General features: G+C 51.2%; 19 protein-coding genes, 1 tRNA gene, 1 pseudogene and 1 CRISPR repeat array. Of the genes and pseudogenes, 17 read left to right on the top strand and 4 right to left on the bottom strand.

Going from position 1 to position 24,012, the window contains the following annotated elements:
• Positions 1-50 precede the first annotated feature (50 nt).
• Positions 51-878: a CRISPR direct-repeat array (repeat unit 36 nt; unit sequence GTTTCGGAAGCCTGTCATTCCAGAGACTTGAGAAAC).
• Positions 879-1,076: 198 nt separating this feature from the next.
• Positions 1,077-1,277 (bottom strand): hypothetical protein, encoded by a 201-nt coding sequence (locus AEAE_RS05355; protein WP_094690058.1) that lies wholly within the window; start codon positions 1,275-1,277, stop codon positions 1,077-1,079.
• A 237-nt stretch (positions 1,278-1,514) separates the two neighbouring features.
• Here AEAE_RS05355 and AEAE_RS05350 point away from each other — a divergent pair, with 237 nt between their 5' ends.
• Positions 1,515-2,666 carry an ATP-binding protein gene (locus AEAE_RS05350; protein ID WP_094690057.1) on the top strand — a complete coding sequence of 384 codons (1,152 nt, stop codon included), beginning with the start codon at positions 1,515-1,517 and terminating at the stop codon, positions 2,664-2,666.
• 50 nt (positions 2,667-2,716) lie between these two features.
• Here the strand turns inward: AEAE_RS05350 and AEAE_RS05345 are convergent, their stop codons facing one another.
• Both AEAE_RS05345 and AEAE_RS06795 read right to left on the bottom strand, forming a co-directional pair.
• Complete coding sequence (locus AEAE_RS05345) at positions 2,717-3,787, bottom strand: hypothetical protein (protein WP_094690056.1); 1,071 nt, start codon at positions 3,785-3,787, stop codon at positions 2,717-2,719.
• Between the two features lie 545 nt (positions 3,788-4,332).
• Positions 4,333-4,470, bottom strand: a complete 138-nt coding sequence (locus AEAE_RS06795; protein WP_158520522.1) for a hypothetical protein — start codon at positions 4,468-4,470, stop codon at positions 4,333-4,335.
• 135 nt (positions 4,471-4,605) lie between these two features.
• Between AEAE_RS06795 and AEAE_RS05335 the strand changes: the two genes are divergently transcribed.
• The 15 genes and pseudogenes from AEAE_RS05335 (at position 4,606) to AEAE_RS05270 (ending at position 21,234) form a co-directional block, all read left to right on the top strand.
• Positions 4,606-5,775, top strand: a complete 1,170-nt coding sequence (locus AEAE_RS05335) for a glycoside hydrolase family 43 protein (RefSeq protein WP_244569628.1) — start codon at positions 4,606-4,608, stop codon at positions 5,773-5,775.
• Positions 5,776-5,910: 135 nt separating this feature from the next.
• On the top strand, positions 5,911-8,013 hold the full coding sequence (locus AEAE_RS05330; protein WP_094690055.1) for a glycoside hydrolase family 31 protein: 2,103 nt from the start codon (positions 5,911-5,913) through the stop codon (positions 8,011-8,013).
• A gap of 245 nt (positions 8,014-8,258) precedes the next feature.
• Positions 8,259-8,332: transfer RNA gene (locus AEAE_RS05325), tRNA-Lys, on the top strand.
• A gap of 65 nt (positions 8,333-8,397) precedes the next feature.
• Positions 8,398-8,661: a helix-turn-helix domain-containing protein gene (locus AEAE_RS07085; RefSeq protein ID WP_148139975.1), complete on the top strand. Its 264-nt coding sequence runs from the start codon at positions 8,398-8,400 to the stop codon at positions 8,659-8,661.
• 86 nt (positions 8,662-8,747) lie between these two features.
• Positions 8,748-9,011 carry a hypothetical protein gene (locus AEAE_RS05315; protein WP_094690053.1) on the top strand — a complete coding sequence of 88 codons (264 nt, stop codon included), beginning with the start codon at positions 8,748-8,750 and terminating at the stop codon, positions 9,009-9,011.
• Between the two features lie 154 nt (positions 9,012-9,165).
• A pseudogene (locus AEAE_RS07080) lies at positions 9,166-9,354 on the top strand (helix-turn-helix domain-containing protein); the annotation flags it as partial.
• A gap of 267 nt (positions 9,355-9,621) precedes the next feature.
• Positions 9,622-10,233, top strand: a complete 612-nt coding sequence (locus AEAE_RS06930; protein ID WP_244569627.1) for a hypothetical protein — start codon at positions 9,622-9,624, stop codon at positions 10,231-10,233.
• The gene (locus AEAE_RS05305) at positions 10,233-10,634 is read left to right on the top strand and encodes a hypothetical protein (RefSeq protein ID WP_094690051.1); all 402 of its coding nucleotides are present in this window, start codon (positions 10,233-10,235) and stop codon (positions 10,632-10,634) included. The genes AEAE_RS06930 and AEAE_RS05305 overlap by 1 nt, the downstream gene beginning before the upstream one ends.
• A gap of 192 nt (positions 10,635-10,826) precedes the next feature.
• Complete coding sequence (locus tag AEAE_RS05300; RefSeq protein WP_094690050.1) at positions 10,827-11,423, top strand: ParA family protein; 597 nt, start codon at positions 10,827-10,829, stop codon at positions 11,421-11,423.
• A complete protein-coding gene (locus tag AEAE_RS05295) occupies positions 11,423-12,304 on the top strand; it encodes a sigma-70 family RNA polymerase sigma factor (RefSeq protein WP_094690049.1) in 882 nt (293 codons plus the stop codon). Before AEAE_RS05300 ends, AEAE_RS05295 begins: the two co-directional genes overlap by 1 nt.
• 73 nt (positions 12,305-12,377) lie before the next feature.
• Positions 12,378-13,712, top strand: a complete 1,335-nt coding sequence (gene dnaB / locus AEAE_RS05290; protein ID WP_094690048.1) for a replicative DNA helicase — start codon at positions 12,378-12,380, stop codon at positions 13,710-13,712.
• Positions 13,713-13,827: 115 nt separating this feature from the next.
• Positions 13,828-14,064, top strand: coding sequence for a hypothetical protein (locus AEAE_RS05285; protein ID WP_094690047.1), 237 nt, complete (start codon positions 13,828-13,830; stop codon positions 14,062-14,064).
• Between the two features lie 45 nt (positions 14,065-14,109).
• The gene (locus AEAE_RS05280) at positions 14,110-15,087 is read left to right on the top strand and encodes a hypothetical protein (RefSeq protein WP_094690046.1); all 978 of its coding nucleotides are present in this window, start codon (positions 14,110-14,112) and stop codon (positions 15,085-15,087) included.
• 434 nt (positions 15,088-15,521) lie between these two features.
• Complete coding sequence (locus AEAE_RS05275) at positions 15,522-20,336, top strand: LPXTG cell wall anchor domain-containing protein (protein ID WP_094690045.1); 4,815 nt, start codon at positions 15,522-15,524, stop codon at positions 20,334-20,336.
• Between the two features lie 184 nt (positions 20,337-20,520).
• Entirely contained in the window at positions 20,521-21,234 is a 714-nt protein-coding gene (locus tag AEAE_RS05270) for an InlB B-repeat-containing protein (RefSeq protein ID WP_094690044.1), read from the top strand.
• 195 nt (positions 21,235-21,429) lie between these two features.
• On the opposite strand, the gene AEAE_RS05265 is transcribed toward AEAE_RS05270, so the two are convergent.
• Positions 21,430-23,547 (bottom strand): type IA DNA topoisomerase, encoded by a 2,118-nt coding sequence (locus AEAE_RS05265; RefSeq protein WP_094690043.1) that lies wholly within the window; start codon positions 23,545-23,547, stop codon positions 21,430-21,432.
• A 146-nt stretch (positions 23,548-23,693) separates the two neighbouring features.
• Between AEAE_RS05265 and AEAE_RS05260 the strand changes: the two genes are divergently transcribed.
• Positions 23,694-23,963, top strand: a complete 270-nt coding sequence (locus tag AEAE_RS05260; protein WP_148139973.1) for a hypothetical protein — start codon at positions 23,694-23,696, stop codon at positions 23,961-23,963.
• Positions 23,964-24,012 lie beyond the last annotated feature (49 nt).

Raw genomic sequence — 24,012 nt, 5'->3', positions numbered from 1 at the left:
ATTCCAGAGACTTGAGAAACGCCCGCAAATGCACATGCCGCGCCGTCAAGGTTTCGGAAGCCTGTCATTCCAGAGACTTGAGAAACCTAGCTGGCTGTCCATGTCGACAATATACAGTTTCGGAAGCCTGTCATTCCAGAGACTTGAGAAACTGTCGCTTGCATCCTCGGCATCGTGTTTTTGTTTCGGAAGCCTGTCATTCCAGAGACTTGAGAAACCCGGTCGCGGGCATGGTACGCGATGCTTCTGTTTCGGAAGCCTGTCATTCCAGAGACTTGAGAAACCAGATGATAGAATAAAAAGCACTGCACACCGTTTCGGAAGCCTGTCATTCCAGAGACTTGAGAAACAATTGGGACTCAAAACAACCCGCAAGCGCAGTTTCGGAAGCCTGTCATTCCAGAGACTTGAGAAACTGAAGAGTGAGAAGGAAGCCAGGGCTAAGGGTTTCGGAAGCCTGTCATTCCAGAGACTTGAGAAACGAGCCTGAAGGGTGGGGCGTGTGATGGTATGTTTCGGAAGCCTGTCATTCCAGAGACTTGAGAAACCGCTTTATGCACTTGAGACGATGCAGGCTGGTTTCGGAAGCCTGTCATTCCAGAGACTTGAGAAACTGACTTGCGCGCTGATCGTACTACCGTTAAGTTTCGGAAGCCTGTCATTCCAGAGACTTGAGAAACGATCACAGAAGCCTCGTAAACCTTGACTTTGTTTCGGAAGCCTGTCATTCCAGAGACTTGAGAAACGCGTTGATCATACGGCTGATGTGCAGTGGTGTTTCGGAAGCCTGTCATTCCAGAGACTTGAGAAACATTCGTTCGCAAGGTTGTCAACGGCATGCCGTTTCGGAAGCCTGTCATTCCAGAGACTTGAGAAACATGGACATCATGGCCAGTATGGTAGTTTCTGCCCATAGTTGAGAGCGTTAGTCTGCGCAAGCTACCCGCTGTTGCTGTGTATTGGGAAGAGAGTCCGGGAGCGCCTATTTATGTACTGGCTTCAATACATGAAAGCATGCTCAAGTGAGAGAGGTGACATGTTCCACAGATTGTCATTGAGAAATGTATGCCAGCCTCCTATAAAAAATCTTTGACGATTCCAAGTACCGCCGGTTTAATCTTTTCGGGTACGGAGATATGGTGCTTTTGCATTGATTTATATGCACAATATGTCGCGATGAAAGATTCACCGCAATCTTCAAGATCGTGGGCTTCTTTCTCTTCTTCCGTCCATACGCCTTCGAGCAGGGCGAACAGTTTTTCGTCAATTTCATCCATTGCAATCTCCTTGATGAATCAAGGATAGAAGAAAAATGTGGGCAAGCGAATATATTCGTATACAGCCGTGTACAAGTATGTACATTCATGCACAACCGTGCACAATCGTGGACAATAGTATACAATCGTGCACAATCGTGGACAAAGGTGTACATTCGTGTACAAGCATGTACAATGGTGTACAAATAATAGCTAAGAATTATCTCTGCAGCATAACGAACGAGAGAGAAGCTTGCAATGAACCCCTTTAAGCCGACCGCAGGTAAGATGCCTCCTATTGTGATCGGCCGTGAGAATGTTCTCAACGACTTTCGTGAAGCACTGATCAATGGTGCAGGAGCTCCAGGGCGAATTATGCTTCTCACTGGAAAGCAAGGTTACGGGAAAACGGTACTCCTCACACAGCTGAGAAAAATCGCACAAGAACAACAATGGAAAACAATCTCGGACACTGCTTCAACGGGTCTCACTGAACGTCTGCTTGCAGCACTCACGCAGCCGAGCACGCAGATTCACGCTTCATTATCGCCGAGTGTTAATCTTGCTGGACTCGGAACAGTAAGTATAGGAGAGGCCAGTGTGAGCAAAGAGAGGGCGGCGCTGGACCTTCGCGAGGCATTACTGGCGGCGATACAAAGCAAGTACATCAAGAAAGGCAAGGGACTTCTCATCACCATCGATGAGACCCAGGCTATTAGCGAGCAGGACCTAGTCAACATTGCGACTGCTGTCCAACATGTCATCACTACTTTGGACGAGCAGAACATTGCTGACGAGGAAAAGAAGGGGATTGCGCTCGTTTTTGCCGGCCTGCCGCGCATGGTCAACGGGCTGACGAACAACCGTGTTACTACATTTTTGCGCCGAGCATTGCGTCGCGAGCTGCATTCGGTGGCTATTCCAGACGTGAAAAATGCATATATTCAGTCGGTGCGCGAATCGGGCAAGGAAATAAGCCAGAGTTGTGCTCTCCAGGCGGCTGAACTTTCCGGCGGCTACCCTTACATGGTCCAGCTGGTTGGCTACTACATGTGGCAAGCGGCGCAGACAGAAGGAAGCGCGGAAATTACAGCTCAACACCTCAAGATTGGCACTGCTGATGCGCTGCTCGCTTTCGACGATGCGGTCTGTGAACCGATCTTGCACGAGCTGACTGCCAGTGAGAGGCAACTGTTGGAAGCTATTGCGCAGGTGAGCACACCACAAGAGGCTGGCGCAACGGTGGCACGGCTGGTCGCTCAAACTGGCAGGAGCAGGAGCTGGGTGAACAAGTATCGCATGTCCTTGCTCGCTCAGAATGTGATTGAATCTCCTGAACGCGGTGTTCTGCGTATCAGTGTCCCTCACTTGCGTGACTTCTTAGTCAAGCGCTCGGGAAAGGCCTTGTGACTTGAGCGGGCGGTGGCTGTTTGGGTTGCTTGGCTAAGCGAGCTGCTGAGTCACTCGCTAGGTGGGGTAGAGTGTGAAGCTGAAAGCGAGCCATCACCGCGCTGGATACGCGCGGAGGTGATGGGAATCGGGTTCGCTTCAGCGTTTGCATTGACGTTTGCACTGGTTACAGCATCTGCATTGGTATCAGCATCCAATGCTGCACTGCGAGTTGCGCCCGTGTCAGTCTGCGTATCAGCATCTTTGCCGGCGTCGAGGTCGACTACTTCGAAATGGATTGCGCCATTGTCATAGCGCAGGGAAGGTGCTCCATCTTCCTGGCCAGAGCTGAATTGAGAGAGGCGAGCAGCGAAATCTGCGAAGTTGGCATCGGTGTAGGACTCGCTGAAATCGTCGTCGGCGTCATTGGCATCTTCGAAGTCGCCGTCGTTGAAGGTGCTGCCGTCGTCGAAGTCGTCATCGTCGAAGGTGCTGTCGTCGTCGAAGGTATTGTTCTCGCGCGCTAAATCTGCGAGAGCAACAGAATCGCCTTCAAAATTGACGCCATCAGGCAAGTCGTAACCGTAATAGTCGTCATCGTCGTAGAGAACCTTGCCTCCCTGGTCCGCGAGAATCTGGTGAACAATGCTGTCAACCTCATCCAGATTGTCCTGAAAAGTCTCCCATGCCTCACCAAACCCAGGGTAGGGCTCGATGCCTTCGGTCTCATAGGCGATCTGCTCGCGCAAAACAATAGGGTATTCGGGCACAAATTCATAAGGCCAGAAATCTTCAGGGAAATCGACTCCCAGGGCAAGCACTTGCTCCACATACTCCTCGGTGCATGCCGTATAGGTCATGGGGTGGTCCAGCCTATCGAGGCTCGCCAGATCGATGGTGAAGATAAGGTTATCGGGGTCTTGCTGATAGATGCGCCCAGCCTTTTCCAGCGTGGCGACGTACTTTTTATACACGGCAACAGGTAAAACTTCGAGGTTACGCTCCCACCTTTCCACAACCTCAGGCTCAACGGAGAGAAGGCATGCGGCATGCGTGAAGTCGAGGTGCACGTCCTGCCTCATCTGCGCCAGATTAATCGGTTGAATTCCTGCGTCCGCGACGCTCGTGTAGTGCAGTGGCATGGCTTTCCTCCTTGAATTGCCTTCCCCGTACACTCCACAATACTGGAAAATTGCGCCTGCGGCTCTGATAATCTGGGGAAATTTCTCAAGATTACCAGCGTGCATATTTCCTAGGAAAGTGAGGAGTTCGCGACACGCGCTTATGAGGAATGTGAATTGTGAATAATCTAAAAGCTTGTGTGGCAGCTGGCGAAGCTGCTCGGTGAACGCGGTTCGCGCATTTCATGTTTTCGCGCTGAGGCGGAGGCCCGCAAGGGCTGTCCGCTTTTTTGTTGTGGCCGTGTTCATCGTGATTGAGGAAAGGTATTGACGAGCGTGAGTAATAAAACCGCTCTGATGAATTCTACGAATAAGGAAAATATGAAGGCCGCACAGGCAGCACCAGCGGCAAGGCTTCACGTGAAACATCCCTATATGGTGCTCATGGGCTTGTACATGGGCGGTTTTACGGGAATGTACTCCGAGATCGCACTCAACATTGCACTTCCTGATTTGTCGAAGGCTTTTGGTGCGGCAGCCTCGCTTACCCAGTGGCTCGTCATCGGTTACATGCTCGTCATTGGCATTGTTCTGCCGTTCTCGAGCATTGTGATGAAATGGTTTACGGCAAAGTCGATCACCATTTTTGCTCCCGGTTCTGACGTCGAGTGGCGCAAGATTACCAGGAGATTATCAGTGCTCATGCGTGTAAGCGCATGGGCACTTTTTGTTGACAGATGCGCTTTTAAGGTACACACACTTGTCAGTGTTCTCAGCCTTGATAAACTGATATACGCCACTAGTGAAACGTTACAGAGCAGGCGGAGGTACAGACAACGATGTCGCCAGAACAACTCAACAACACTAACCACCCACAACAACTCAACAACACGGCAAGCGCTCCCATCACGCAACCCAATAACAATAACCAACTACAACCAGCCACCACCACAGACGAAGCGTACGGCTATCTCCTCGTCCACTTCATCGAGGACCCAGAGCACTATGCCGAACGAATCTACCTCGACCTCTCCGACGGTGACAATCCTGAGAAATGGAAGCCACTCAACAACGGTCAACCTATCCTCACCTCACCGCTGGGAACCAAAGGAGTGCGCGACCCTTACCTCGTGCGTAACCCACACACCGGCCGCGTCTACATCCTCGCCACCGACCTGCAAGTATTCGCCCACGGCGCCGGCTCTGACGGGGGCCCTGACTGGTATGCCTTCTCCCACCACGGCAGCACTAACCTCATCATTTGGTACTCCGACGACCTCGTCCACTGGAGCGAACCTCACACGCTCGACATGAGCCAACGAGCAGACGGAACACACGCACAACTGGGCATGGCATGGGCACCCGAAGCAACCTGGGTCGAAAACTACTATCCAGAAGGTCACCCAGGAGGCAGGGGAGCTTTCGTCGTCTACTGGTCCAGCACTTTGTTTGACGACGATGATACTCACCATGCAGACCCCGCCGTCTATGCCCGCGTGCTGTGGGGAGCAACCCAAGATTTCGAGCAGCAAACCTTCGAATTTGGCGGTGTGTTCATTGACCGCGGTCACACCACTATTGATACGACAATGCTTCAGCGTCGCCTGGCCGATGGGACTGTGCGAACATATCGTGCGACAAAGGATAATGGGCCTCAGCCAGGCATCTGGTTGGATTACACAGATTCTCCTCGTTGGTGGGAGCCTGAGGCAGACTGGCATATTATTCAAGATGAGGTGGGTGCCTCGTGGGATCCTGATGGCAACCCGGGCGGCGTCGAAGGCCCGGCTCTCTTTGCTTCCCATTCTGAGGATAAGTGGTACCTGTACGTCGATGTCATCCCTTCCATCGGTTACCGCCCTATGGTGAGTACGAACCCTGATGAGGGCTTTGAGCCGCTGGAATCTGAGGAGTTTTATATGGCTCCTCATACCAAGCATGGTGGTGTGTTGAGCTTGACGCGCGCTGAGTACGAGCGTCTGGCCGCTGCTGACGGGCTTATTGGCTAGCTGAATGGCTTAAGATTATCAACACGCATGCGTGCTGTAGAGCGAGAGGGAATAGCAGTTCTTGAACAAGGGGACCAAACCTCATCGCCTTATTGATGAGGTGAATGTGCGACATAACCGTTGAAAGGAAAACGCATGACAATGTTGTCAACACTGAGCCTCACGCCAGACGAGAAAGGCCTCGAATGGCGCGGCAACGGAGAATACCTGCGCATCGAAGCCTGGGGGCAAGACTCCGTTCGAGTACGCTCGCGCTGGATGCAACCCATCAGTGATAATCTGCCGCAAGCCTTACTGAGCACAGACGAAGCCTCCCCGGTACTCGCCCAAGCACAGCCTCACGTCAGCATCGAAGGCCACAACGCAACGCTGAGCAACGGCAACCTCGTCGTACGCATTGAAGAAAACTATGGGCGCGGGCAAATGGACGAGCCAACATCCTCCTGTCGCATCTTCTTTGAAACAGCTGACGGGAAGCCACTCTTCGCAGAATCAAGCAGCGGGGGAGCACTGAGCTTGCATGCCCGCTCCTTCCGCGCTCACCTCGGCGGTGACTTTAGCCTCCAAGCAAGCTTCAAAACCCCAGAAAACGAGCACCTCTACGGAATGGGAGAATACCAAAACCCCGTTCTTGACCTCAAAGGAAGCACACTAGAACTCACACACCGCAACTCACAAGCTTCCGTCCCCTTCGTCGTCAGCTCCCACGGCTACGGATTCTTGTGGAACAACCCAGCAATCGGACGAGTAAACTTCGCTCGCAACCAAACCCTGTGGGAAGCTCACTCCACCAAACACCTCGATTACTGGGTAACAGCGCCGAAAGCCAGTGACAATCTCAGTGTGTATGCCACCATTGAAAGCCGCTACGCCGACGTCACAGGCCACGCACCCCACATGCCAGAGTGGGGACTAGGCTTCTGGCAATGCAAACTGCGCTACTACAACCAAAAGCAAGTTCTCGACGTTGCCCACGGATTCAAAGAGCGCAACATCCCCATCGACGTGATCATCATCGACTTCTTCCACTGGCCACATATGGGAGATTTCCGCTTCGAAGAAGAATTCTTCCCCGACGTCAAAAGCATGTGCGAACAACTGCACAGCATGGGAATCAAAGTCATGGTGTCCGTATGGCCACAAGTAGGCTGGGACAGCGAAAACTATGCCGAGCTGAAGGCAAAGAACCTTCTGGTAGGTACCCAGCGCGGCGTCAACATGGGCATGGCTTTTGAAGGGCCAAGCCAATTCTACGATGCGACGAATGCGCAAGCTCGCCAATTCGTGTGGAACAAGTGCCGCGAAAACTACGCAGAGCTGGGGATCGACGGCTTCTGGCTCGATGAAGCCGAACCAGAATTCCAAGATTATAGCTTCGACAACTATCGCTATTCCACCGGACCAGTGCTACAAGTCGGCAATACATACCCGCGCGATTTTAACCGCGGCTTCTACGAAGGCCAGCTTGCCATGGGCCGTGAAGGTGAGATTGTGAATTTGACGCGATGCGCCTGGGCGGGCTCTCAGCGCTACGCCTCGCTCGTGTGGTCTGGCGATGTGCGCTCGAGTTTCGCCGACTTGCGAGCTCAAATCACCTGCGCTATCCACATGGGAATGGCAGGAATTCCGTGGTTTACCACTGATATGGGTGGTTTCCACTCAGGCAATGTCGATGATCCTGATTTCCGTGAGCTGTATTGCCGCTGGGCTCAATTCTCGTGCTTCTCAGCAGTAATGCGCAACCATGGTGACCGCGGTGGTCGAGCATCTGACGGTTCGTGGCGTCGTATTGATGTGCGAGCTGCTGATGGCTCTCGTCGTTCGCCTTCTGGAGTGGAAAATGAACCCTGGGCAATGGGGGAGCAGGTAGAGCACGTGTTGCGCAAGTTTATTGGTATTCGTGAGCTTCTTCGCCCTTATTCGCGCGAGCTTTTCGAACAGGCTTCAGCCACTGGTGCGCCTCTCGTTCGTGGCTTGTTCTACGAGTTCCCTCACGATTCTCAGGTTGCTGATATCGCCGATGAGTACCTCTATGGCCCCGATTTGCTCATCGCACCTGTGACGTCTGTGGGTGCGCGAGAACGTGACGTGTACTTGCCTGCTGGCGCTTCCTGGACGGATCTGGCTTCCGGCGTTGTTTACGAGGGCGGTCAAACTCTTCGTGTTGCTGCTCCTGTTGACACTGTTCCAGCTTTTGCTCGCGATGGGCGTGACCATGGTTTGTTGGGCAAGCTGTAAGGTGCACTGCGAGCCACGGCTTGTACTGCGCCTCGGCTTGAGCTATGCGGCGGGCTGTTTGCCGTGAAGTGCGCCTCTCGGCTGAGCAGATGAATAAAGAGCTCTCGATGTGCATGCGTCGGGAGCTCTTTGTTTGAGTGAGTGCGTTTTCGCGCCTCATACTGTGCGTGCGACACGCCAGACTCGCCGAAGACTTGCATTTCATTGTGAAGCGCCTATAGTTATCTCTTGGCTTCAGAAAGCAAGCCCCTGTAGCTCAGTTGGCTAGAGCAGCGGACTCTTAATCCGCGTGTCCAGGGTTCGAGTCCCTGCGGGGGCACAGAAGGTGCTCGTAACTTCGGTGCAGTTTTACTTTCAAAACTGTTTTCTCCTGATCGTAAAGGAATGTTAAAGGTCAGGGGTTTTATGTCTTTGTACAACGTGAGTGACTTCACTGATGATGAGATCATTAGCATGAATATTCGTATATGGCTGGCGAAGAAGGGTATGACTCAAATGAAGCTGAGGGAGGCCGTAGGCATTCCCAGCTATGTCTTTTCGAGAAAAATGACTGGTAGAACACATTGGCGTGTGGGTGATGTTTTCAGAATTTCTCAAGCTCTAGGAATCCCTGTTCAAGAGTTATATAGCGGTTTTGAAACCGACTAGGAATTATTTCTCACGATTTTTTGCAGATAATTCCCCACCTTCCAACTCTCTTTTTTAACATTCTTTCTTCTGCTTGAATCATTGGTATGGCAAGAAACAATTCATACCAAGTCTTTAGGGATTGGCTTTCCGAGCAGGGTATTAGCCCTGTGCAAGCAGCCCATCTTTGTGAGCTTCCCTCGCATATTTTTGTCAACAAACTTGAGGGTAAGAGGCAGTGGAATGCTCGAGACTTGCAAATCATTTATCGCACGTTTGGCATTTCTGCTGATTTTGTTTTGGGCTTGTGGCCTGATCTTGATCTTGACGTTCACGCTTTGACGAAAAAGAAAAAACCGGTAAAGGCGTAGAACCTTTACCGGCGATGCGGATTCAGTTCGTCCTGATCTTTGCTCGTATCGGTAGAAGTGAACCCCGCAATCGTGATTTTAGCAAGAAATTGCAGAAAATGCATATTTTCTTTCTGTACTTTTGCTGAAATTTTTGAGGAGAAGAGAGAATCCTATGAGTCTCGATGCTTTTCGGTGGGCTTCCAGTTCACAGTTGAACTCCTGCCCTTCAGGTGCACGTTGTGTCCTGTTCATTCTGGCTGACTTTTGCCGCCCTGGTAGTGATCAGGCGTGGCCAAGTATCAGCACGATCATGGATCGTACGGGGTTGAGCGATCGTAGTATCCAACGCTATTTGACGTGGCTTGAAGAGCACTTCATTATTCGTTCTGGTAATCAAAGTCTTGCTGAACATTATCCTGCTGGTCGTCGTCCGCACGTATGGCAGTTGATGATGAATACTGTTCAAGAAGAATCGTGTGATGAGGTTTGCGCTTCTTCCGAAGCGGTCGTTGATGAAGAAGGGGTGACAATATTGTCACCCCACCCCCGACAAAATTTGGTCAAAAATGTCACCCAAACCAGAGATATAACCAGTTATATTTCTCTCTCTCCTCTCCCTCAGGAGGAGATGGAAGCTGAGAGTGTGAGCGAGGATGACGATCAGGATTCTTCCGTGCTTCCTGTTTGTGCACCGAAAACGGCTTTAGGTGTGAGCAAGCTTGTGGAACATTTTGAAAATGATCTTGAGTTTGCGAAAACGCGATCTGATTTTGACAAGCTTGCAAGCTTATGGCCTAAAGCTCCAGGTAATACTCGCACGTTGTGGCCTCGCTGGTGTGCTGCGGTTGCTGATGTGGGCGTGGAAACGATCTTAGCTGCGGCTGAAGCGTATTTAGCCTCGAAAGCAGGTCAGGAAGTTCGCTACGTGATGAGCTTGAAAGTTTTCTTGAGCGAGAAAAGCTCCTACGGCGTGGTTCGCTCTACTCGAGTTCGCGAAGAAACCTCTGTTGCTGCTGATTCCCAGCGTGACGAGACTGAAGTTCGTCGGCAGGCGCAAGCCTGGTGGCAGGATCGAAACTTTAACTCGCGAATGACGAAAGATCACTTGATTCTCACTGTTCCCGTCGAACTGAATGACGTGTACCAGGCGGTGAAATCCCTTCCTAGAACTGTGGCGAGTGTGTACTCGTGGCTTGATGAGTTTTACGCGGCGCACTTGGAGCGATTGGAGGTGGCGTGATGAAGAGAACTCGAGCGTTTTCAGTTGAAGCTTTGCCTCAATGGCTTGCCGATCAGCTCTTCGGCTTTGTTTCCCCTGCTGATCCCGTTTACCTTCAGCTGGGGCGTCAGCTGGGCATGATCGACCCGAAACGCAACAAGATGATTGCTCAAGCGGTTTCTACTGGCTTGACGGTGGGAATTGTGGGTGGCCTGGATTATCACGAACGCTGCCGTCTGGTGGTACGTATGCAAGGCGAAGGTGTTGATACGAAAGATCCGCACGCTATTGAGCAATGGTTGGATGAGCATCCTTCAGCGTTGGCATGGGCTTTGCGTGATGAGGCGATGAGGCGGCGACATCACACGCTGGGTGTTGATGCGGTTTATTTGAAGCGATACGTGAAGGGAGGTGAAGCATGAAGGCGTGGTCGAAGAAGGACATGTTGTTTGCCAAGAACGTGACTAGTTTCGGTGTTCTGCGCAAGAGTACACCGGTACGGAAGGTCAGGCTTCTCTCAGTTTTGAAGGCTGGAAACCTATAAGTAAATAAAGAATACGGTATGGAGAGACATACCGCTATAAATATGCATGGGAATAAGTAAGGAAGTTATTATGCGTATCGTTATTGCTAATGCTAAGGGTGGTGTGGGTAAGACCACGACGGCGATGATGCTTGCTTTGGCCTGCCAGCTGCGAGGCTATCATGCTCGAGTGTTGGATGCTGACCCTCAAGCATCTGCGAGTTTGTGGATGAGTGTTGCTCAAGAACAAGGTCGAGATTTAGGGTTTGCTGTTCTGCCTGCGAATTTGGTTACGCTGAAAGAAGCCACGAGTCCGAACGTGTGGGAGTTCGTGGATTGCCCACCATCAGGTCGTGCTTTCGACCAAGCTGTGGATCAAGCTGATTTTGTTTTGATTCCTTCTTCTGAGTCCCCCACTGATCTTCAGCAGTCCTGGGCGACGCTCGAGGTGTTGCCGAAGTCAATTCCTGCTGCGTTGTTGTTGTGTTGTTGTGAGAGGAAGACTCGCGCTTTTAGGAATGCGAGTGAAGCGTTGGATACTTTGCACACTCCACGCTTCGATACGGTCATTGATAAGCGTCAGGATTTGAAGAGTGTGTTTGGCACTGTTCCTTCTCACTTGTGTGGGTATGCTGACGTTTTTTCTGAGCTGTTCACGGTGATTCATTCCTTTACTTCTGTGGAGTGATGATGCTCACTGTTGAACAGGAACGAGACTTGTTTGAGAGAGTTGATGTGGGTATTTATGCTGAACATCAACTCTCTGAAGGTCTTGTCGCCAAAGATGAAGTGAAAGACTATCGGTGGTTGGTCTCCGATGGTGAGCGTGCAGCAATTCATTTGTTGAAGATGTTTGCTCCCCTGGTGGAGAGACTCGCTCGCTCGTCTCGTCTGTCCTCTGCTGTTATGGATCATCTTGATCTCACCCAGGTTGCTTATATTGCCTTGTATCATTCCATTTTTCTTTATGATCGTCATCAAAATACTCGCTTTGCGAGTTACGCCGTTACGGTCGTGAAGCGCGAGATTGCTCACGCAAAACATGAGTTTACGGGGCATACGATGCTGTCGAAGACGCAGACTTTTCAGTTGCGTAAGACTATTGCTTTGAAAAAGCAGAAGGGTGCGACTGATGAGGAGATTGCTGATCAGTTAGGTGTGAGAAATGGGAAAGCAGTTTCTCGATTATTGGCTGCTGATGCGTTTGTGGAGAGTCTTAATCAGCCTGTTGCTTCTGATGATGGTCATGTGCGCGAACTGGGTGACCTGCTTGAGGGTGATGTGAATTCGGTGAGGCAGGATGTTGAAGAGATTCATCGGATCTTACGTGAGCTGTTGGATGCTTTGCCTGATGATTTGGGTTTGATGGTGAACTTGTATTATGGCTTGGATCAAGCGGCTCTTCCTGTTTCGCAGATTGCTGAGCTTTATGGTTTAACTTCTCGGCAGGTTCATGAGAAGTTGCGTCAGGCGATGATGATGTTGAAGTCTCCTTCTCGTTTGCACTTTGTTGCGCGTGCTGTTCATGATGTGTCGGATGTTACCCAGTTTTTAGAGAAATACCTATAGCGGTATATACATACAGCGGTATGTATGGTATCGTGAGTTGTGGTAGAACGGTATATACCTTTGGAGGGTTGTAATGAACTCTTTATTGCCACCACATGATACGGAAGCTGAGAAAGCTTTACTCTCAGCCCTCTTGTTTGATAACACGGTTTTCAGTGATGTTATCGACGTGGTGAATGCTCAAGACTTTTATGAGCCTCGTCACCAGATCATCTTCTCTACTGCGGTGAAGATGTATGCGCAGGGGCAGCCTGTGGATCAAGTTCTGCTCGCACACCAGTTACAAGTGGATGGGCAGTTGGTTCAGGTTGGTGGAGCTCCTTATCTTTCTGAGCTGGTGATGACCAGTGGTGCTGGTGTGGGTTCTGCCGTGGGCTATGCCAGGATTATTCGTGATCAATCTCTGCTTCGTCATTTAATGTATGCGGGTGTGACCATTTCTGAGATGGGAAGTAAAGCTTCCCAGTCTGATGTGGATATGGTGATTGATCGTGCTCAACAGTTAGTGCTGGATTTGACGCGAGCGAAAGAGAAGAACTCCTTCCATGATGCTTATTCTGTGGGAGAGGAGACTCTTGAACGCTTGCAGGATATTGCTTCGGGTGCTTCCTTTGGCCTTTCTACAGGTTTTAGTGAGGTTGATTGTTTGACTCATGGGCTTAAGCCTGGTCAGCTCATTGTGGTGGCGGGGCGTCCTGCTATGGGTAAGTCCACGTTTGCGATGGACATTGCTCGTCATGTGGCTTTCCAAGAGAAGAAGACGGCTCTCGTGTTCTCTCTGGAAATGAGCAGGGATGAAATCATGCAGCGCGTATTCGCTGCTCAGACGGGTATTTTCTTGGAAAAGATCATGAATGCGAATTTAACGGTTTCTGAATGGGATTTACTGCGTCGTGAGCAAGACAGGCTCAAAGTTGCTTCGTTGCATATTAATGATTCGGCGATGCTCACTATGATGCAGATTCGTGCGCGTGCGAGGGAGTTTCTCCGTCGTGGCTCATCATTGCCGCCTCTGGGTGTGATAGTGGTGGATTACTTGCAGTTGTTGACCTCTTCTAAGAAAGCGGATAACCGTGTTCAAGAGGTCGCTGAGTTTTCCCGCTCCTTGAAACTGTTGGCTAAGGAACTCAATGTTCCAGTGATAGCTTTATCTCAGTTGAATAGGGCTGTAGAGATGCGTCAGGATAAGCGTCCGATGTTGTCGGATTTGCGTGAGTCGGGTTCAATTGAACAGGATGCTGATGAGGTCTTGCTGATCCATCGTCCTGAAGTTTATACACCTGGTGAGCATATGGGTGAAGCGCAAGTGATTGTCGCGAAGAACCGTAACGGGCGAACAGGTGTGGCTACGTTGACGTTTGATGGTCAGCATTCCCGGTTTTTGAATGTGTATTCTCCCCAGGTGTGAGTGTAGATATGTATCAGTTTCTGTACGGTGATACCGTTGACGGTATGACTGTGTGGACAGGCAGGAGGTTAAGAGTATATAATGAGAGAAATTGGTCGTGTTGAAGGAGTTGAGAATGCAGAATTTGAATCTTGTTCCTAATGCCAATGCGAAGGCGGGTATGGCTGCCCAGTCGGGTAAGAAGCCTTCTGAGCCCATGGTCAAGACCTCGTTGATTATTCCTGCTGCGTTGAAGCAACAGGTGAAGATTTACTGTCTCTTGCATGGTAGGCAGATGAGTGAGTTCTTTGCCGCGGCATTGCAGCATGAGCTGGAACGTAGTGAAAAGGAAGATAAGCCTGAGGCTCAGTAAAGTAGCCCCTATATATAAGGGGTATAGAGAGTGGAGGAAAAGATCATGAACGAGGAAGAAACACCCACCCCACAGGTGAACACCAAGAAGAAGCGCACCATTCTCATCGCGAGTATCGCCGCAGGCGTGCTTGTTCTCGCAGGCGGGATAACCGGTGGTGTTTACGCATACCATCAGCATGAGCATTCCCAGGCGGTAAGCGCGTGTGTAAAAACAGTCACACCCTTACAGAATGCACTCACCAACCTGCACACTCAACAGAGCGCGAAGGCGACAACCGAGTTGGTCAAGCTCGATGTGAAAAAGCTGGCGGATAAGACCACCCACACCACTCTCGCTACCGCAGTGAAGCCGGTGAGTGTGACTGTTGCTTCCTGTGCGAGCACGTTGAACACTGCCCAGTTGAGGGTGAACGCGGGTAAGAATAAGCGTGCTTTCACCCGCGTGAAAACCGCAACCGCTAACCTCACCAGTGCAGTAGACAAGCTTGTCGCGTCGCGTACCCTTCAATCACGCAACCTGTTGACTGCTGAAGTGAAAGCTGGCCAACAGTTAGTGAAAGACTCTCAGGGTAAGGTTCAAGACCAGAAGACGCTTGACCAGTTAAACACTGTTCTCACCGCTTCCAATAAGCTCGCACAAGATAAGACTGCTGACTCCACCAAGCTCGACAAGCAACTCGACGAACTGAAGAAGGCAGAACAAGCAGTACGTGACTCTGTTGAAGCAAAGCGCAAGGCTGATGAGGAGGCTGCACGCAAGGCGGAAGAAGAACGTCAAGCACAAGCTGCCGCTGCTGCTGCTCAGCAAGCGCAAACCTACCGCGCACAAACCTACCGTGCGCCAGCACAGTCTTATCGCGCGCCTGTTCAAACCTACCGTGCGCCAGCACCGAGTGCACCACAAAATAACGGCGGCGGTACAACAAAGAGAATCGGCGGAAATGAAGGCAGTATTTATAAATCGAATGGCAATCTGGCTACTCCAGAAGATGGGTGCCGTATTGTTGGTTTCTGCAATTGAACTATATAACTTTGATTCAAGCGGCGGTTGTAAAACTGTCGGTTAATGTGGGTTAGTTTAACATACTGGTTTGTTTCTTCTTGGAGAGGTTACCTATACGGTAGCCTCTCTTTTTGTTTGTGACCGTAGCTATCTCTTTTTTCTTTTTTCTTCTTTTCTGTTTTTTGGTCTTTTTCTCGCGTTATCTGACTGGTCGCATGTTTTAGCCTTGGCTGTGGTGGTCTGGTTTTCCATTCCCCGTTTTCAGGTTTCTCTTTTTATCTAGGAGTGTTGGCATGAAGAAGAACAGAAAGGCTTTTCAACTGAGGTTGGGCTGGTGAAACGTGGCAGTCGTTTCATTATTGCTTTCAACCTGTTGAGTGAGAGGCTGTTGATTTCTCAGTTTTTCTTCATGAAGGAAATATTGTTATCGCAGAGAAAGGAAGAGTACTGGTATGTCTCTTTTACAGCGATTACGCAAACACTGGCGAGCAGGCATCGCAACCATTGTTGCCTCAGCTACGCTGGCAGGCGGTATGACTGCCGCGTTTGCTGGTGTTGGTACTGGTACCAGTGATGGTCATGGTACGACCATTATCGGTAATGGTGGTACTCAGTATGGTTGGTACTACAAAGATAGCTACGGTGGGTTAAATGATGACACGGTGAGGCATTTCCTTGATGAGAATGGCTTTCGCAGAGGTGGCGGTTCTGATGCTCTCATCAGTCATGCTGTGAATCAAGCGCGAGATAGTATTAAGGCTCGTTCTGGTGGTCAGTTGAAGAACCCTCGTATTGTGGGTATTGCCGTGTTGCTTTGGGATAAAGATGGTCTCGAATTTAACGATTCCACGAAAGATGGTTATCTCAGCGTTCAGGATTGGAAGAACGCTTACCACCAATCAGTAGATGGAATCCGAATGACAACGCCTTCAGGGACTGATTATTATACGTCTCAGGTGTGGTCGAATGGTCGTTCCATCGACTCGTTCGCAGACGAGATGATGGATCATATGGATCCGCATAGCACAGAGTTGATGATTATTGCTCTGAATGAAGACGAGCCTGCGCTTTCCTATCATGTTGATGTGTCGACGACTGCTCACCCGGGTAACATGTACCTGCGTAATAATGAGCCGGTGTATGACACTGTGCACACGAGGGTGACGAAAGGTCAATGGCCAGCAGGAAACAGGCTCGGTGCGACCGTGTGGTTGAATTATGAGCCTGGTCATGGTGCGAGCGCACAACCTGCTAAGGCAGTACGCCACGATTTCACCATTGACCATGTAGGCGACACGAACACGCCTCAGTTCCGCCCGTCTGATTTTGGGTGGAAGAACGGGTGGGCTATCGGCACCTACTGGTTTGATATCACCATTGATAAGCAGAATAATATGGACTCTGGTGTGAACATGCCTGACCGTGAGCAGAGTGAGACGATGGTTCTCACCAACTACGGTTTGAACGCGACCACGGGTGCTATCAAAGCGAACGCGGCAGTAGATAACACTGAACCCGTCCATGACGTGGTTGACGTCAAGGAAATCAAACAACATATTCCAACTGGTGTGACGTTGAAGGCGAAGAGTATTCTTCACTTCGACGGGAATAAGAATGTTCCAGCCGCTCAGGCGGAAAAAGAGTTTACTTTCACTCAGGCGGGGAGCATTACGAGTCCAGAGTTCACTCCTGCTGATTTGAAGTTGGGTGAGCCTCACGCGCACGGGTGGGCTGCTGGTAACTATTGGTTCGACTTGCAGATTCCCAAGCAGGACGATATGGAAGCCGCTGTGGACTCGCAAGACCATGACCCGGCTGAATCGTTCGTCCTGCCAGAAGAACCACCACAGACATTGCTCAAGGCTGTTCAGAAGCCTGTTTCCGCAAGCCTGATGAAGAACCAGACCACCATCACGTTTAACACGGGTAAGGGCGGTTACGAACTCACCGTTGTGGATAAGATTAACCCGCAGGGCAACAAGCTGAGCGTAGACAATATCCACATGCAGGACGTGACGGCGAAGAAGAACGTGGATAACCTCTACAATCTTTCGTATGATGCCGCCTCCCAGACCGTGACTGCTACGTGGAAAGACCCGAATGTGGAGCTTCCGAGCGCGCATGACATGAAGTGGACTTTCGACGTGACTGTTGACCACCCGAACATGTCTACCGTGAAGGACACTCCAACCCTCACATGGAATCAGACGCACACCATGACCGGTGATACTCATGAGTTCCGCACGTGGAAGCCAACCCCGGATAAGAGTTGGATTCGCCAAGACGAGAAGACGGGGAAGTGGACGGCTGTTATCGACCCTGACTGGTCGAACGCTACGGGTGCGGATAAGCATGTGTTCATGGACGGCGACCCGGTAGCCAGCGTGGTGAATGGTGTTGTCCGCTCTGACCTGATTCAGAACATGGACACGTTCACCCTGACTGATGACTACCAGAATGCTTCCTACATCTTCCAGCCAGCCGACCGCGCCCAGTATCGCGTGTATGCGGCTGACGCGTCTGATGACGTGAAGTCTAGCGTGGCCGACATTGTGAACACGGGTACGGATATCACGCAACAGTTCACCATCAGCCAGAAGGGTACAAAGGTGACTGCTACGGCGAAGCCTGAGTTCCTGCTGACCACGAAGGGACGTCAGAAGCCACTGCAAGTGACCCTGTTGATTCCGGGACAGATTGCTCTCGCACACGGCCACGGTGCAGCCAAGATGCGTCAAGACATGGGTTTGAAGCCGGGCGATGAAATCAACACCTGCGTTCTTCCCGACTCGGAGAAGAATAAGGGTGAACAGTTCACCAACACCGGTATGGAAACTGTCAACAATGCTGACTATGACACGAACATTCCGTATATTTGCGTGTATGCTCCACCGGTGAAGAAGCAAGTGCGTGCTGAAGCCTCTCAGGGTGGCGACCAGTCCGACATTAACTTGAAGACTGTGTTCCCTGGTCAGAAGGTTGAATACGTGTTGCAGACTAAGCCAGACTTTAGTAAGGCTGGTGACGGCTACACTGTCAAGAACGTTAAGTTCATCGACACGTACGACACGTTCTTGACCCCTGATAAGCAGACTGTGGAAATGCAGAACTTGTCTAACGGGCAGATGGTGGCACGTTCCCACTACACCACTCGTTTTGATGAGAAGCAGCACACGTTCACTCTCACCGTCACCGACCAGAAGTTGGTTGACGAGTGGGTGAAGCAGGGTGCACCACAGTTGCAAGTGCGTTTCGAAGGCCGCGTGTCCAAGGACATTCCGGGTAAGAAGAAGGTGGATAATCAGTGGGAGTTCCAGATTCGAAACTCGCTGACGCCTTCTAACATTGTCGAGAATAAGCCACCTGTTCTAGAACCTCATAAGGGTGATGAGCAACACCCTGCTCAAGGCGACCCGTCCATCACCATTGACGGTAAGACTTTGTTGAAGGGGGATAAGGGACAGTATGATATTCTCCTCGACGCACTCTCCATCAAAGACCCGGCCTATAAGGTGTATCGTCTCGGCATCGTCGATTCGTATAACACCAAGTATCTCAAGATTGATGAGAAAGACCTGAAGGTTACTGACGAGACCGGTAAGGACGTGTCCGACAAGTTCAATCTCAAGATTATTGACGGCACAGTCTATGCGTTCGCCAAGCTCGTTGACACGGAAATTCCAGCCACGGGTGAAACCGTGAAGGCCACCCAGCCGAAGGACTTGAAGGCCTACGCCATGAACGAGACCTATAATCCGTTGACTGACCCGGCTATCGACCAGGCTCTGCTCGGCCACACGTATCACGTGCTCATGCCGTACACGGTCATCAAGGTTGACCCGAACACGGTTGTGGAAAACACCGCCTTGCAGATTACTAATGATTTGCACGGTCAGACCAACACGGTGAAGAACCCGCTCAAGGACTTGAACCCGTCCAAGGACGTGGTTATCAAGGTGGGCGATAAGAGCATCAACAATCAGGCTGTGTATAAGAATCATTACTTCCTGTACCAGCTCAACTCCAGCCTGCTTCCTGCTGACCGCGCGTATGCGAAGGTTACTGACTGGACTATTACTGACCCGCTCCCAGCAGAGTTTGACCAGTTCACCGGCCAGTACGCCCTCTACGCGGCATCTGACCTGTACGACGGGGATACGGTAGTGGTGAAGAAGGGTGGTAAGCTCGCCGGTTCCACCTTCACCCCAAGCGACCAGCTCAAGAGCCTGCTCGCCAAGAACGGGGAAACCCAGTTGTTCAACCTGACGAAGGCTGACCCGGAAACCCTCACGTTCACCGCTGGAAAGACCCTGCTCGGTTTGCTGTCGCAGAACAAGCATGAGTTCTCTTGGACGGTTTACCTTCAGGTGAAGCGTTTGAAGCCTGCTGAACAGGTGGTCAACCAGTTCACTGAAACGTTGAACGGTAAGCCGCTCAAGTCGAATAAGGTTGTCACTCGCACGCCAGACCAGACTCCACAGTTGAGCGTGGAAAAGTACGACGTGAAGAGTGGCCTCAAGCTGGGCGACCGCAACAACCCGAAGCAAGCCCTCGAAAACGCTGTAGACGGCACGAAGATTGGCTTCCTCATCACCAACACGGGCAACACCCCACTGTCTGATATCACGTTGTCGGATAAGACTGTTGCCGGTAGCGGCACGGTGAAGGATATTGACCTCACCCCACTCAAGGGCAAGACGTTGCAGCCGGGTGAGCAGGTCACTGTCTACGGTGAACTCTCGGGCGTGAAAGAAAACGGGTATCACACCGATAGGGCAACCGTCACCGGTACGCCACGTCTCGTCTGCCCAGTCAACCCAGACAGCCTGCCAGACAACTCGAGCGAGCCTGAAACCAAGCCACAGGCAGATAAGCCTGCTGACGGTAGCGCGTTGGATAAGGCCGTGGCAGAAGGTGCGGGGAAGGTTGCGCCGGGACGTGACCGTATCCCAGAAAAGCCAGTCTCTCATCTGGACGCTCCCCGTGGTGACGGTATTGGTGGTGTCGTGACTGACAACGGCCAGCCAGCCGCCCAGGGCGACAAGACAACCGCACAGGATAAGACCGCCGACAAGCCAGCCAGCCTGCCAACCCCAGGCGCAGACGGCCTGTGCGCAGGCACAAACATCACCGCGTCTGACGATTGGAATGGTAAGCGCCCACAGCTCGCCTCCACCGGTGCTAGCGTCACGGTGATTGCCGTGTTGGCTGTCGTTCTGCTTGCTGCTGGTGGTGCAGGTATTCTGCTTGCCCGTAAGCGCAAGTAAAAATTCCACCCTTCACCGGGTGTTTACTACACTCCTCTCACGCTGAGAGGAGTGTGAGAGGGTGAGACCGAAAAACGGTCTCACCCTTTTGTTGTTGTGGCATGTGTTTGTGGTTTGTTGTCTACCTCTGATGCAGATTCACGGTTGGTGTGAGTCTCTCTTTTCCTTGTGAGGTAGATGAAGAATGATGCGTTTGCAGAGTGTGAGGCGTTCACTGGCTGTTGTTGCTGTTGGTGCTGCTTTGCTGTTCGGGATTGTTCCTTTTTCTGCTGTGAATGAGATTTATGGTCATCAGGTGAAGCTCCCTGTGCCAGTGCGTGAGGGTTTCCAGTTTATGGGCTGGTTTGTGAATACTGATGGTTCAGGCGAGAAAGTTTCTGAGCTTACGGTGAAGGCGGATACTACTTTGTATGCGTCGTGGAAGAAGGCTATTCCGATTACTGCTTTGACTCCTGCTCATCCAACGGAGAGGAATATTCTCTTCCGTTCTAACGATCCGCGGGATGTGGTGATTACTGTTCATGCTGTTGATGGGGATAGTATTTCCACTCAGGTTGGTTTGACTCGTCAGGGTTATCATCTGGTTGGTTGGGCTGATCATGAGGGCAGTGCTGTGGTGAGTGTTCCTGTGGATTCACGTCTCATGGTTGATGGTGATCGTACTTTGTATGCGGTGTGGGAGCAGAACACTGCTGAGGGGAAGGGAAAGCAATCTCATGATTCGAGTGTGACTGTTCCTTCTTATCCTCGTGTGGTGAGTGAGGCTTCCTCTCAAGAAGGTAAGCTTGCTTCGACTGGTTCTGGTGTTGAGCCTCTTCTTATTGCTGCGGGTGTTCTGATTGTTCTTGCACTCCTTGATTTGGCGTGGATGAAGTGGGGTGCTCGTCGAGCTCGGTGAAGAATGGTGGCATGAGGGGTGATAATGGTGATTACCTGTGGTGTAGGCCGGGATGCGATTTAGATTGTTCTTAACTTCCTTACGATCCCTCGATTGTGATCCTAGCCTGCGCATAATGAAGATGATTCTGCTCGTGTTATTCTCTCCGCGAGCAGAATAGATAAAGCCCAATCCTTACGGATTGGGCTTTATTGTTTACTTTCCGAAGTCGAAGATGATTCGGTGGGTTTCAGGGTTTAGTTTGAGTGTGGCGGTGAACTTTTTCCCTGCTTTCGACGTGAGGTCTGTTGCTTTTACTCCTTTGTTGGCGAGCAGGTTGCTGACTTGTTTGTCGGTGAGTTTGTGGCCTGCGATGGTGGGGAAGATTTTAAAACCGCAGCCGCTGGTTGTCCATTGTCCGGATTCAGTTTTCGTGTTTTTGTTGGTGGAGCATTGCCAGATGCTGCCAGTTTTGATGACGGGTTGTCCGCATTGTGGGCAGTTTCCATACGATTGTTGGTCTTGCATGGTGTTTCCTTTCTTGAAGCTTTCTTGGTAGTGGGATTGTGCGGCGCTGGGGATTCCGGCGACTTGTTGGCTGATGAGGGTGAGCCAATCGTGTTCGTTGAGTTGGTTGTTCATGATTTGGGTGAGGCCTTGTTCCATGCGTGCTGTTGCTTCCACGTTGGTGAGGCCTGGTGCGAGCACGCTGATGAGTTGTTGGCCTTCTGGTGTGCTGATGATGTGTTTTCCCTTGCGTTGTGCGTACCCGTTTGTGATGGTTTTCTCGATCATGGATGCGCGGGTTGCTGGTGTTCCGATACCGCCGGAATGGTTGGTGTCGTCGTTGATGGCGGTACGCAGTTGTTGGTCTTCGACTCGTTTTCCTGCGTGTTCCATGTCGGCGAGGAGGGTGCTGTCGGTGTAGGGTTTTGGCGGCTGAGTTAAGCCCTCAGTGAAATTTAGCGCCCCAATTGGGGCACAGATTGAGTGGTCTTCCACACTCTCGGGAATGTGATTTTCCTTCCCTTTTTCACTGGCAGAGGATGGTTCGTGTACCGTCCACCCTGGGTCAATAGTTGTATCCCCGGTTGCACTGAACTCAACATTGTTGATGGTGCAACTAACTTTCGTTTGCGTGTGAATGCGGGGAGTGCTGGTGGCTTCCCACATGCGACGCACCACCAGTTGCACCACAGTCTTCTCTCGCTCGGAGAGTATGGCGTAAGCATCAGTCGTCAACTTGTTGGTCGGGAGCAGAGCAGTGTGCCCTTCTACTTTCCTGTTGTTTGCTACTTGTTCCGCCTTATGCTTACCGCTCATCTGAGTGGTGAACTGGGAGGATTGAAGGAAGGAGCTTTCAAGCAAGAGAGCGAGTGATGTTACATCATCTGTGGTGATGTATTGTGAGTCCGTGCGCGGATACGTGGTCAAACCTTTCTCATACGTGGACTGCAAGGCGGCTAAGGTTTCGCTTGCGGTTAAGCCTGCTTGCTGGTTGGCTTCCCGCTGCACGCTCGTCAACGAATGTAACAGTGGTGGCTTCTGCTCCATCTGCTTGCGCTCAACTGTGACCATCACTTCATCAGGAATGGCAGCGAGCAATTCTTCTGCTTGCTGTTTGGTGTCGAGTTTTTGCGAGACGAGAGTGAACCCATCCATGGGGATATGCACACGATAAAAAGGTGTGGGCTGATGGTTTGCGATCTGCTGATCGCGTTCAACAATCATCGCCAACAGTGGAGTCTCTACTCGACCGATCGCGCACTTACGGTTATAGAGGAGAGAATATGCGCGGCTGGCGGTTAAGCCGGTCATCCAATCGGCTTTCGCTCGTGCGTCGGATGCGGCAGCTAACCCTCGTGTCATACTCGCTGGCTGGAGATTCTCCCATGCTGCGCGAATACCGTCAACATCAATACTGTTCGCCCACAAGCGCAGGAGTGTCTTGTTTTCTTGGTGGGCGTGCTGGATGATGCGGGTGAAAATGCCTTCGCCCTCGCGGTCGGGATCGCAAGCGTTGATGATGGTATCTGCTTGTTTCATGAGTTTGACGAGGACACTGTAGCGTGCTTTCGCGTTTGTGGGGACAGTCCACTTCCAGTTGCCGTGAGGATCGATAGGCAGTTCATCCCAGTTCCATTTCTTCCATTCTGGTTTGTATGCGGCGGGTTGGTCGAGATCGACGAGGTGTCCTGCTGCCCAGGAGATGATGGTGGGTTTGTTATCTACTGTTCCGAGATTGATGAATCCTTGTTCAGTTTGTGGGTGAATGGCGAGTGCGGTGGCGATGGCTTTTGCCACGCTTGGTTTTTCTGCGATGATCAGTTGCATTTTCTACTGTTTTTCCTTTCTGTTGGTTTGTTGATACGGTTGTTGCTTCCTTGTGGGTGAGTGCCGCTGAGTGGCATGTTTCTGCGCTTTTTGTGCATCCTTGCTGGTGTTCCTATTGGTGAGATCGGAAGGATTTTCTCATGTTTATGGCTTTGTGGACGTTGGCTGCTGATGCTCCTGTTAATGCGGAAGTGGCGAAAGCTTTGTCAGGTGTTTTCACCACGTTGGCAACGATTCTGGGTGTTGCTGGCGGTGGTGTTGCGATTTGGAATGTGATTCAAGCTTTCATGAAATATCAGGATAATGATGGTCAGTCGGCGCGTTCCAACATTGTGAATGCTATTGGCGGTGTGGGCATTATTATTCTCGCCCCGATTGTGGCGAATGTTCCTAATTGGTTAGGGCTTAAAGGCTAACCGTGGTTCTCATGTGAGATTGTTCGTGGAGAGGGGAAGGCGTATTTCT

The sequence above is a fragment of the Aeriscardovia aeriphila genome, from assembly GCF_002259595.1.
Lineage (GTDB): Bacteria > Actinomycetota > Actinomycetes > Actinomycetales > Bifidobacteriaceae > Aeriscardovia > Aeriscardovia aeriphila.
Note: the sequence above shows the minus strand (reverse complement) of the source record. Positions and strands in the feature narration are given on the sequence as shown.

Excerpts from the sequence above, each read along its gene's own strand:
- AEAE_RS06930 (WP_244569627.1), top strand. The coding sequence starts at position 9,622 with ATGGAAGCTGAGAGTGTGAGCGAGGATGACGATCAGGATTCTTCCGTG.
- AEAE_RS05330 (WP_094690055.1), top strand. The coding sequence starts at position 5,911 with ATGACAATGTTGTCAACACTGAGCCTCACGCCAGACGAGAAAGGCCTC.
- AEAE_RS05315 (WP_094690053.1), top strand. The coding sequence starts at position 8,748 with ATGGCAAGAAACAATTCATACCAAGTCTTTAGGGATTGGCTTTCCGAG.
- AEAE_RS05275 (WP_094690045.1), top strand. The coding sequence starts at position 15,522 with ATGTCTCTTTTACAGCGATTACGCAAACACTGGCGAGCAGGCATCGCA.
- AEAE_RS05300 (WP_094690050.1), top strand. The coding sequence starts at position 10,827 with ATGCGTATCGTTATTGCTAATGCTAAGGGTGGTGTGGGTAAGACCACG.
- AEAE_RS05280 (WP_094690046.1), top strand. The coding sequence starts at position 14,110 with ATGAACGAGGAAGAAACACCCACCCCACAGGTGAACACCAAGAAGAAG.
- AEAE_RS05285 (WP_094690047.1), top strand. The coding sequence starts at position 13,828 with ATGCAGAATTTGAATCTTGTTCCTAATGCCAATGCGAAGGCGGGTATG.
- AEAE_RS05260 (WP_148139973.1), top strand. The coding sequence starts at position 23,694 with ATGGCTTTGTGGACGTTGGCTGCTGATGCTCCTGTTAATGCGGAAGTG.
- AEAE_RS05335 (WP_244569628.1), top strand. The coding sequence starts at position 4,606 with ATGTCGCCAGAACAACTCAACAACACTAACCACCCACAACAACTCAAC.
- AEAE_RS07085 (WP_148139975.1), top strand. The coding sequence starts at position 8,398 with ATGTTAAAGGTCAGGGGTTTTATGTCTTTGTACAACGTGAGTGACTTC.
- AEAE_RS05305 (WP_094690051.1), top strand. The coding sequence starts at position 10,233 with ATGAAGAGAACTCGAGCGTTTTCAGTTGAAGCTTTGCCTCAATGGCTT.
- AEAE_RS05295 (WP_094690049.1), top strand. The coding sequence starts at position 11,423 with ATGATGCTCACTGTTGAACAGGAACGAGACTTGTTTGAGAGAGTTGAT.
- AEAE_RS06795 (WP_158520522.1), bottom strand. The coding sequence starts at position 4,470 with ATGAGCACTGATAATCTCCTGGTAATCTTGCGCCACTCGACGTCAGAA.
- AEAE_RS05350 (WP_094690057.1), top strand. The coding sequence starts at position 1,515 with ATGAACCCCTTTAAGCCGACCGCAGGTAAGATGCCTCCTATTGTGATC.
- AEAE_RS05345 (WP_094690056.1), bottom strand. The coding sequence starts at position 3,787 with ATGCCACTGCACTACACGAGCGTCGCGGACGCAGGAATTCAACCGATT.
- dnaB (WP_094690048.1), top strand. The coding sequence starts at position 12,378 with ATGAACTCTTTATTGCCACCACATGATACGGAAGCTGAGAAAGCTTTA.
- AEAE_RS05265 (WP_094690043.1), bottom strand. The coding sequence starts at position 23,547 with ATGCAACTGATCATCGCAGAAAAACCAAGCGTGGCAAAAGCCATCGCC.
- AEAE_RS05270 (WP_094690044.1), top strand. The coding sequence starts at position 20,521 with ATGATGCGTTTGCAGAGTGTGAGGCGTTCACTGGCTGTTGTTGCTGTT.
- AEAE_RS05355 (WP_094690058.1), bottom strand. The coding sequence starts at position 1,277 with ATGGATGAAATTGACGAAAAACTGTTCGCCCTGCTCGAAGGCGTATGG.